Origin of the sequence: Streptomyces mesophilus (genome assembly GCF_011044995.1) — a bacterium.
GTDB classification, from domain to species: Bacteria; Actinomycetota; Actinomycetes; order Streptomycetales; family Streptomycetaceae; genus Streptomyces; species Streptomyces mesophilus.
Map to the genome: position 1 here is coordinate 1 of NZ_JAAKZW010000276.1, position 10,017 is coordinate 10,017.

A 10,017-nucleotide genomic window follows, 5' to 3' on the forward strand; every position below is an offset into this window, starting at 1 on the left:
GAGGTCGGCCGTGGGGAGGTCGGCGGTGGGCAGACCCGTGGGGAGGTCGGCGGACGGGAGCTGGCCCGTGGGGAGCTGGCCGGTCGGGAGGTCGGCGGACGGGAGCTGGCCCGTGGGGAGCTGGGATGTGGCGCCCTTGGCCTGGTCGGCGGCGGCCTGGACACGGTCGGCCGCGCCCTTGAAGTCCTTGGCGTCGCCGACGGCGGACTCGGCCTTGGCCGCGGTGGTGGCCGCGGCCGCCTTGGCCTGGCCCGCGACCTGCTCGGCCTCGGCGCCGGACGCCTTGTCGCGGACCTGGTCGAGGGCGCCGGTGACGACGTCCACGTCGGGGGTGCTGACCGGCGCGGTGGCCGGCAGCTCGGCGGCGCTCGCGTTGGCGGCACCGATCCCGATCATGCCGGTGGCGCCGGCGGCGGTTATGACGAGGGAGCTACGGAGCTTCCGCCCGTTGACGGACGCGGTGCTCTGCTTCTTGTGCTTGCTCATTGCTGGGTCGGATCCTTCGAATTCGAGGGTACGAAGGGCCGTTCACGGCACCTTCGCGGCGGGCAGACCTGTCCCGCCCCCGCGCGGCAGGTCGTCAGGCGGGGGAAAGGCCTGCCCTAGCCGGGGAATTCGAGGACGTCGCGATGCCGGTCGCGGATCCGGTCGTACGAGGTGGAGGCACCCTTGCCGCCGGACAACGGCACACCCAGGTGCCGGTCCGGGAGTGTGGCGGGCTGTGCGTCGCCGTGGCGCTGGGTGCTGGACTCGGCGGTGCTGTGGGCGCCGAGGCCCTGGGGTGCACCGGGAGCCGGGAGGTGCGCGGGGCCGGACGGGAGCTCAGGGAGCGGCAGTTGGGCCACGGGGTGGGCGGACGGTCCGGCTGCCTGGGCGGTGTTGCCGGCCGTGCCCGCGAAGGCGGCGTGTGCGGCGTCCGGGCGCGTCCGATCGGCCGCGTCGGCCGGCACGGACGCGGAGGCCGACGGGTCCTGTCCCCGGGCTCCCCCGGCGTCGCCCGGCCCTGCGGGCCACGGGACATACGGCAGCACCGGTTGGGGCAGCCCGACCGGTTCGAGCAGCCCTGCCACGGCCTCGACGGTCCGGCCGACCCCGTCGGCCACGGGCACGGTGAGCTGCTGGAACGGCTCCTGCACGGAGCGGACGACGGAACGGACGGGCGCCGCGACCTCACGGACGGGCGCCACGATCCCCCGTACCGGCTCGACCACCTCGCGTACGGGTGCGGCGGCTTCGCGCAGGGGGTCGGTCGCTTCCCGTGCAGGTCCAGCGGCTTCGCTCAGAGGCTCAGTTGCTTCCCGTACGGGTGCGGCGGCTTCGCTCAGAGGGTCGGTCGCCTCCCGTACGGGCTCGACAGCCTCACGAGTGGAATCGTCAACCTGCCGTACAGGCGCAGCAGCATCTTGTACGGGTGCCGTGTCCTCTCGCGTGGTCTCGGCGACCTGGCGTACTGGCTCGGCGACCTGACGCAGCGTGTCCCCTGCCGGGTCGGTGGCCGTCTCCGTCGCGGAGACGGCCGTTGCCACGGGATCCGTGTCCTGCTCCGCGGCACCGGCACGCTCGCCGCACAGCAGCCCGAGCACGAGGAACGCGCCGAGCAGCAGGAGCAGTTGCAGCCCACGCCGCACCGCCGTCGGGCGCATGAGGCGCCGGACGGCTGGGGGCAGCGTGGCCGCGTGGGTCAACAGGGCTCCATGTCGTGGGGGTGGTGGGTGCCCGGGTGCGACGCCGACCGGGGGCCGACGCGCCGGCCGGGTGAGGTCCGGGGTCCGTGGGGGCGGAACCGCTCACTCCAGCACGCCCGCCGATCCTCGCACGCGACAACTGGGGTTACGCAACCCCCCTGTTACTGATGGGTCTCCTTGTCCGGTATGGGCAGTGGACGCTTCTCGATCGCCGCCGCCATCACGTCGGGGAACAGATCGGGCGTACAGGCGAAGGCGGGAGCGCCCAGGCCGGCGAGGGCCGCGGCGTGCTCGCGGTCGTACGCGGGCGCTCCCTCGTCGGAGAGCGCGAGCAGCGTCACGAACTGCACGCCCGAGGCCTTCATCGCCGCGACCCGCTTGAGCATCTCGTTGCGTATCCCGCCCTCGTAGAGGTCCGAGATGAGGACGACCACGGTGTCGGCGGGGCGGGTGATCTGCGACTGGCAGTAGGCGAGGGCGCGGTTGATGTCGGTGCCGCCGCCGAGCTGGGTGCCGAACAGCACGTCGACCGGATCGTCGAGCTGATCGGTGAGATCGACGACCGCCGTGTCGAAGACGACGAGCCGGGTGCTGATCGAGCGCATCGAGGCGAGGACCGCGCCGAAGACCGAGGCGTAGACGACGGATGCGGCCATCGACCCGGACTGGTCGATGCAGAGGATGACCTCCTTCTTCACAGACTGCGCGGCCCGCCCGTAGCCGATGAGGCGCTCGGGGACGACGGTCCGGTGCTCGGGCAGGTAGTTCTTGAGGTTGGCCGCGATGGTGCGGTTCCAGTCGATGTCGTGGTGGCGCGGCCGGTTGATCTTCGCGCTGCGGTCGAGAGCTCCGGTGAGGGTGGCCCGGGTGCGGGTGGCCAGGCGCTTCTCCAGGTCCTCGACGACCTTGCGGACCACGGCCCTTGCGGTCTCCTTGGTCGTCTCGGGCATCGCCTTGTTGAGCGAGAGCAGTGTGCCCACGAGGTGGACGTCGGGCTCGATGGCTTCGAGCATCTCCGGTTCGAGCAGCAGCGTGGCCAGGCCGAGGCGGTCGATGGCGTCGCGCTGCATGACCTGCACGACGGAGGACGGGAAGTACGTACGGATGTCCCCGAGCCAGCGCGCCACGGAGGGCGCCGAGGCGCCGAGCCCCGCGGAACGGTCACGGCTCGTGCCGCCGGCTCCGCCCCGCTTTCCGTAGAGGGATTCGAGCGCGGAGTCCATCGCGGCGTCGCGGCCCGACAGTTCGCAGCCGGTGCCGTCCGCCTCCTGCCCGCCGAGGACCATGCGCCAGCGGCGCAGCCGTTCGGCCTCGGGCGAGGTGGGCGGAGTGGGGGCGGTAGGAGTGGTGGGTGAGGTGGGGGTGGTCATCCGGCAGCCTCCGCAAGTGCGTCCGAGTCCTCAGGGGATGCGTCCAGGCCGAGCAGCAGTCGGACCACGGGCAGGACGGCGGCGGCCCGTTCCTCGTCCAGTGCGTCCGCGAACCCGGGCACGCCGACCGCCGCGGTCGCGGCCGGCTGCGCGGCCGGGCCCCTGCGGACCAGTTCGCCGAGGGTGCGCCGTACGCCCGGTTCGTACGCCGAGAAGGTGCGGCGCAGCAGGGGCAGCACATCCGTGAACGCCGTGGCGGGCACGGAGGTGAGCCAGGCGTCGACCAGGCCGAGCAGCCGCTCGTCGTGGACGAGGAGCATGCCGCCGGACCCGCCGCCGACGAAGCCGTCGATCCAGGCGGCCGCCTCGGCCGGCGGGGTGCCCACCGAGAGGGCGAGGCCCATCAGGCGCCCGGCTTCGTCCTGGCTCAACTCCCCTTCGTCCAGGAGTAGTCGCACCGCCCGCCCGCGGATCACTCCGGGCACGGTGTCGCGGGTGCCGAGGGTGTGCAGAACGGTGTACCAGCGAGGCCGTATGCCGTCGGTCGCGGACGGTGGCAGGGTGGCGGCTGTGTCCGTAGCGGTGGCACCGGCCGTGTCCGGGCCGGTGGCCTTCGCGTGCCGTTCGTCGTCGAGCAGGCCCACCGCCCCGTGGACCGCGTCCACATGCGTGCGCATCTCGGCCGCGCCGTCCGCGTCGAGGCCCGCGCAGGCGGGGGCCAGGCCGACGAAGACGCGTTCGGCCAGGCCGGCCGCGACCTCGGTGAGCGCGCCGGTGTCGGTGCCGCGTACGTCTCCGTAGCGCAGCGAGCGGACAAGGGCGGGCAGGGCCTGCGCGAGATGGCCGACGTCGGCGTCGAGTGCCGCGCGGTCGGCGAGGACGCGCATCACGACGGGCAGCGCGTCGGGCAGCGCGGCCAGGAGGCAGCGCTCGGCGAGGGCGGTGACGTCGGCGAGGGCCGCGGCGCCCACCGCGTCCGACTCGGCCTTCGCGGTGGCCGCGCCGAGCACCGTGGTGCCCCAGATGCCTGCCTCGGCCACGCGTACGGAGAGTTCGGGTTCCCAGCGAAGGCGCCAGCTCTCGCGGAACGTGCCGGTGCTGCCGCGGGTGGCGGCCGCGGGCTCGCCCCAGCCGATGCCGAGCAGCCGCAGACGGTGCAGGAGCCGGCTGCGTTCGGCGTCGTTGGCCTGGCGCAGGTCGAGCTCCAACTCCCGCTCCAGCGCCTCAGGTTTGAGCCGCAGCGACTTCTGGATCCGGGTGAGGTCGCGCTGCAGTGGTACGGCCGGTGCGGCCGAGGGGACTTCGCCGAGCACATCGCCCACGATGAGGCGGTCGTGGATGAGCGAGAGCGGTACGTCGGAGCCGTCGCAGAACACGGCACGGACGGCGTCCGTGGTCTCGGAGAGACCGGGCAGCGGACGGCCGCGCATCACGGCGAGCGTCTCGGCGAGGCGTACGGCTTCGATGACATGGGCGGAGGAGACGAGGCGGTCCTCGTCGCGCAGCAGCCCCGCGACCTTGGTCAGCCAGCGCTCCACGGGGCGGTCGGGGGCGGCGAAGAGATGCGCGTACCAGCCCGGTGAGTCGATCCCCGCGCCATAGCCGCTCGCGCGGGCGAGGCGGCGGTGGGTCCAGGGCACCCAGGTCATGTCGACCTTCGCCTTGGGCAGGCCCTTGAGCAGGGCGCGGTCGGCGGTGACGGTGGTCTTCTCGCGCAGGGCGGGGACGTGCCAGGCGCCGCAGACGACGGCGTACTCCGGCCCGAACTCCTTGGCCGCGACCCGCATTTGGAGCCGCATGTACGCCTCGCGTACGAGGTCGCGATCGTGGCCGCCCGCCCCATAGACCTCGCGCAGCGCGCCCATCGCCTCGGCGAGCGCGGCGAACGGCGCCAAGGCGTCGGCCGTCTGCCCCCGGTACTCGACGACGTCCTCCCACCAGCGCTCGGGGTCGTCGTAACCGGCGGTCTCGGCGAGGACGGCGATGGGGTCGACGCGGAGGACTTCGGCGGAGGGGTCGGCCGCGGGCTCGGCATCGGGGTCGGCTGCGGACTCGGCATCCGGGTCGGCCGCCGGGCCACCCTCGGCACCCGGGCCGCCCGCTGCACCCGGCTCGCCCCCATCACCCGGCTCGCCTCCATCGCCCGACTGCCCCCCAGCGCCAGGCTCCCCCTCGGCGCCCGACTCCCCCTCCCAACCGGCCGGCCCCTCCTTCTCCCTCTCCCTCTCCTCTTCCTTCTCCTCCTCCGCCCGCATCGCCAGCGAGTGCGCCGCCGGCAGGTCGATGAACCGCACCGGAACGCCGTGCTCGAGCGCCCAGTTGACCGCCACCCACTCCGGTGAGAACTCCGCGAACGGCCAGAACGCCGAGCGCCCCGGCTCGTCCACCACATGCGCGAGCAGCGCGACCGGCGGCCGCATCTCCTCGTCGGCGGCCAGCGCCACCAGCGCATCGGCCTCGGGCGGCCCCTCGATCAGGACGGCCCGCGGGCGCTGCGCGTCGAGCGCCGCCCGTACCGCCCGCGCCGAACCCGGCCCGTGATGCCGTACGCCGAGAATCCACGGTCCGCTCCCGGCTCCCCCGTGCGCCGACCCCACCTCTGCGGTGTGCACAGCCCTCAACTCCCCTCCCCCTTTTCCCTTCCGTACGCGATCTTCCGTACGCGATCATCCGTACGCGATTCCGTACGCGATCAAGAGACCCGGACGCTCACCCGCTCACCTCGCGGCAGGCGCGGTAGAAGTCCTTCCAGCCGTCCCGCTCGCGGACGACCGCCTCCAGGTACTCCTTCCAGATCACCCGGTCCGCCGCCGGGTCGCGGACGACCGCGCCGAGGATGCCGGCCGCGATATCGCCGGCCCGCAGCACGCCGTCGCCGAAGTGGGCGGCGAGCGCGAGCCCGCCGGTGACGACGGAGATCGCCTCGGCCGTCGAGAGCGTGCCGCTCGGGGACTTGACCTTGGTGCGGCCGTCGGCCGTGATGCCGTCGCGCAGCTCGCGGAAGACGGTGACGACCCGCCGGATCTCGTCGATCCCGTCGGGCCCCGGCGGCAGATCGAGCGAGCGGCCCAGCTGGTCCACGCGGCGCGCGACGATGTCGACCTCGGCGTCGACGCTCTCGGGCAGCGGAAGCACCACCGTGTTGAATCGGCGGCGCAGGGCGCTGGAGAGCTCGTTCACCCCGCGGTCGCGGTCGTTGGCGGTCGCGATCAGGTTGAAGCCGCGGACCGCCTGCACCTCCTGGCCCAACTCCGGTATGGGCAGCGTCTTCTCCGACAGGATCGTGATCAGCGTGTCCTGTACGTCGGCGGGGATACGGGTGAGCTCCTCGACCCGGGCCGTCATGCCCTCGGCCATCGCCCGCATCACGGGGCTGGGCACCAGGGCGTCGCGGCTGGGACCGTGGGCGAGCAGCTGCGCATAGTTCCACCCGTACCGGATCGCCTCCTCGGGTGTGCCCGCCGTGCCCTGCACCAGCAGGGTCGAGTCGCCGCTGACGGCGGCCGCGAGATGTTCGGACACCCAGGTCTTCGCGGTGCCGGGCACTCCGAGCAGAAGGAGCGCACGGTCGGTGGCCAGGGTGGTGACGGCGACTTCGACGATGCGGCGCGGTCCCACGTACTTGGGAGTGATCACGGTGCCGTCGGGCAGCGTGCCGCCCAGCAGATACGTGGCGACCGCCCACGGCGAGAGGCGCCAGCGCGCCGGGCGCGGGCGGTCGTCCGCGGCGGCGAGCGCGGCGAGCTCGTCCGCGAACGCGTCCTCCGCGTGCGCCCGCAGCACCTCTGCGGCGGGCCGCACGGTCTCGTTGTCGAGCACGGTCATGGATCCCCCTCCAGATCTCCGGGACGCCTCGTCCCGCGCCGATCTCCGGCATGGCATCCACGGTGCACCACGCCACTGACAATCGGCCTCGGCGGCGGATCGCGGGCCGTGCCAACTGCCGCTCGCGAAGCGCGAATCCGCAGGTCACAGACGATTGTCAGTGGCGGGATCTACCTTCGCAGCATGACTCAGCAGGGGGTGCGCTGGACGGCTGATCAGGTGCTCGCACTGGCGCCTGACGCCGCGTCACGCAAAGCGGGAAGCAAGCTCGGAGCGGCCGGTCCGTGGTCCGAGGCGGGCAGTTCGAAGGAGGGGGCGGTATGGGGGTTGTGCAAGGGCAGCGGCAGCAAGCCGTATCAGACGGTCGTCGACACGGCGGGGCCCGCGTACAAGTGCAGTTGCCCCAGCCGGAAGTTCCCGTGCAAGCACGCGTTGGGGCTGCTGCTGCTCTGGGCGGGCGACGGGGGCGGCGGCTCGGCGCTGCCGGACGCCGAGGCGCCGGACTGGGTGGAGCAGTGGCTGGCCGGCCGGCGTAAGCGAGCGGAGGCACCCGCGGCAGAGAAAGGGGACGGCAAGCCGGTTGACGAGGAGGCGGCGCGGCGCCGTGCCGCGCGGCGGGCCGAGCGGGTCACCGCGGGGGTGACCGAGCTGGAGCAGCGGCTTGCTGATCTGGTGCGCGGCGGCCTGGCCTCGGCGGAGCAGTCGGGGCACGGGCTTGGCGAGGAGACAGCCCGGCGAATGGTCGACGCGCAGGCGCCCGGGCTTGCCGCGCGCGTACAGGAGTTGGGGGTGATCCCCGCGTCGGGTCCCGGCTGGCCGGTGCGGCTGCTCGAGGAGTGCGCGCTGCTGCACCTGCTCGACCAGGCCTGGCTGCGCCGCGAACAGCTGCCGGCTCCCCTCGCCGCCACGGTCCGTTCGCGGATCGGCCTGCCCGCCTCCGCCGAGGGCCCCGCGCTGCGCGACCGGTGGGCGGTGCTCGCCCAGTACGACTCGGCGGACGCACGGCTCACCACGCGCCGGATATGGCTGTACGGACAGGAGTCGGCGCGCACGGCTCTGCTCCTCTCTTACGGGGCGGCCGGCCGCGCACCCGAACTGGCCCTGCCCGTCGGCCTCGCGCTCGACGCCGAGCTGTCCGCGTATCCGGGCGGCGGGCACCGCCATGCGCTCGGCGAGCGCTTCGCACCGGCCGCGCCCGCCGAGGTGCGCCCGGCCGGGGTGAGCACCCGTGCGGCGGCTTCCGCGTACGGCACGGCGCTGCGCGAGGACCCCTGGCTGGAGTCCTGGCCGGTCACGCTGCACGACGTCATACCTACACCGGTGGGTGACGCCATGCAGCTCGCCGATGCCGACGGCTCGGGCGCGCTGCCCGTGGTGCCGGTGTCCCGGCCCGGTCTGTGGCGGCTCGCCGCCGTTTCGGGCGGGAGCGGGGTGACGGTCTTCGGCGAGTGCGGCCACCGCGGCTTCACGCCGCTCACGGTGTGGGCTGGGGACGCAGGGGGTGCGGTGTCGCTGTGCTGACGACGCGCCCTGCGCGGGCGAGCCCGGCCCGCTGCCGTATCGCCACTTGTTCCTGTTCCGATTGTTCCTGCTCCGACGGCATGGAGGGAGGCCTCAGTTGATCACGGAGACCGAGATGACGACCTGGGAAGAGCTCGTGACGAGCGCTCTGCTCGGCACCGACCGGCGCGGCGTCGCGCAGGCGGCCGGCCGCAGCCGCAAGGACGCGGCCGCCGCGCTGCTCGACCAGGCGGCCCTGCACACCGTGCGGCGCAGGGCCGGGCTGCGGCCAGGACCGGCGGCTCAACTCCCCGAGCAGGCACAGCCCGACCCGCGCCCCGCGCTGCCGGCCGCCGCACGGCGACGCCTGGCCATGCTGCTCTCCGACCGGGCCGGCGTGGGCAGCGGCGGGCGGCGCGGCACCGCGCCCGATCTCACCGAACTGCTGCCGCAGTGGCTGTCCGGTGCGAACGCGTACGGATACGCCGCACCGCCCGAGCTGCTGCCCGCGCTGCTCGACGCGGCACGCGGCCGGACCGATCTGCGCCCGCCCGCGCTCGCCTTCGCCGGTCCGCGCGCGCTGTGGCTCGCGAAGCTCAATCCGGAGTGGAAGTTCGCGCTGCGCACCACCCCCGGGGGCAGTGCGCTCCCCTCGCCCGACGACGGGGACGCGGTCCGGCGGCTGTGGGAGGAGGGCCTGTTCGCCGAGCGGGTGGCGCTGCTCGGTGCCGTACGGGCGCATGACGCCGAGGCCGCCCGGGTCCTCCTGGAGAGCACCTGGTCCACCGAGCGGGCCGAGGACCGGCTGATGTTCCTCGACTCGCTGCGGACAGGGCTCGCGGACGGTGACGAACCGTTCCTGGAGCGAGCCCTGAGCGACCGCAGCCGCAATGTCCGCACCACCGCGGCCGAGTTGCTGTCCGCGCTGCCGACCTCGGCACTGGCCGGGCGGATGGCGCGGCGGGCGGCGACGAGCATCGCGCCCGACGCGCTGCGCAGCGGGATCACGGTCGAGGCGCCGCATGAGTGCGATCCGGGGATGGAGCGTGACGGCGTGGTGGCCACACCACCGCCCGGGCGGGGGCAACGGGCTTGGTGGCTCGGTCAGTTGGTGGAGGCCGCACCGCTGGCGACCTGGCCGCAGCGGCTCGGCGGGCGGACACCGGCCGAGATAGTGGCGCTGCCCGTGGCCGACGACTGGCAGGCGGAGCTGCACGCCGCCTGGTGCCGTGCGGCCGTACGGCAGCGGGATGCCGAGTGGTCGCGGGCGCTGCTCGGGGCGCCCGCCTCACCAGGGGCGGCGGGGCCCGGCGCGGTCTCGCTCGCGGAGCGCGCGAAGCTGCTCGGCACGCTGCCGGAGCGGGAGCGTTCGGACTGGGTGGCCGGGTTCATCGCGGCGCACGGTCTCTCCGAGGCGTTCCAGCTGCTCGGCGTGTGCGCCGTGCCCTGGTCCGAGCCGCTCGGCGGTGCGGTCGTCGACGCGCTCAACATCGCGCGGGACGCCGGGAGTTATCCGTGGTCGTTCAGCGGCGTGATGGGACTGGCCGAGCGCTGCCTCGACCCGGGTGCCGCGGTGCGCCTCGAAGCGCTTACGGCTACGCCGGACGAGAGGGAGGACGGGGCGCCCGGGGCGGGTG

At 74.0% G+C, this 10,017-nt stretch carries 6 protein-coding genes and 1 pseudogene; 2 read left to right on the forward strand and 5 right to left on the reverse strand.

Features of this window, described 5'->3' with window-relative positions; genetic code table 11:
* The 5 genes and pseudogenes from G6045_RS36120 to G6045_RS36140 all read right to left on the reverse strand — a co-directional run.
* Positions 1-486, reverse strand: a pseudogene (locus G6045_RS36120) (hypothetical protein); the annotation flags it as partial.
* A 116-nt stretch (positions 487-602) separates the two neighbouring features.
* Positions 603-1,685 carry a hypothetical protein gene (locus G6045_RS36125; RefSeq protein ID WP_165336451.1) on the reverse strand — a complete coding sequence of 361 codons (1,083 nt, stop codon included), beginning with the start codon at positions 1,683-1,685 and terminating at the stop codon, positions 603-605.
* Positions 1,686-1,846: 161 nt separating this feature from the next.
* Positions 1,847-3,055: a VWA domain-containing protein gene (locus tag G6045_RS36130; RefSeq protein ID WP_408056407.1), complete on the reverse strand. Its 1,209-nt coding sequence runs from the start codon at positions 3,053-3,055 to the stop codon at positions 1,847-1,849.
* A complete protein-coding gene (locus G6045_RS36135; protein ID WP_328708025.1) occupies positions 3,052-5,667 on the reverse strand; it encodes a DUF5682 family protein in 2,616 nt (871 codons plus the stop codon). The genes G6045_RS36130 and G6045_RS36135 overlap by 4 nt, the downstream gene beginning before the upstream one ends.
* Before the next feature lie 97 nt (positions 5,668-5,764).
* Entirely contained in the window at positions 5,765-6,880 is a 1,116-nt protein-coding gene (locus G6045_RS36140) for an ATP-binding protein (protein ID WP_165336452.1), read from the reverse strand.
* Positions 6,881-7,063: 183 nt separating this feature from the next.
* On the opposite strand from G6045_RS36140, the gene G6045_RS36145 reads away from it, so the two are divergent.
* Positions 7,064-8,401 carry an SWIM zinc finger family protein gene (locus G6045_RS36145; RefSeq protein ID WP_165336453.1) on the forward strand — a complete coding sequence of 446 codons (1,338 nt, stop codon included), beginning with the start codon at positions 7,064-7,066 and terminating at the stop codon, positions 8,399-8,401.
* A 115-nt stretch (positions 8,402-8,516) separates the two neighbouring features.
* Positions 8,517-10,017, forward strand: a 1,501-nt coding sequence (locus G6045_RS36150) for a DUF5691 domain-containing protein (protein ID WP_165336454.1), incomplete at its 3' end; no start/stop codon positions are given.

What these genes read in the sequence shown, in the direction of transcription:
- G6045_RS36130 (WP_408056407.1), bottom strand. Translation starts at nt 3,055, where the DNA reads ATGACCACCCCCACCTCACCCACCACTCCTACCGCCCCCACTCCGCCC.
- G6045_RS36140 (WP_165336452.1), bottom strand. Translation starts at nt 6,880, where the DNA reads ATGACCGTGCTCGACAACGAGACCGTGCGGCCCGCCGCAGAGGTGCTG.
- G6045_RS36145 (WP_165336453.1), top strand. Translation starts at nt 7,064, where the DNA reads ATGACTCAGCAGGGGGTGCGCTGGACGGCTGATCAGGTGCTCGCACTG.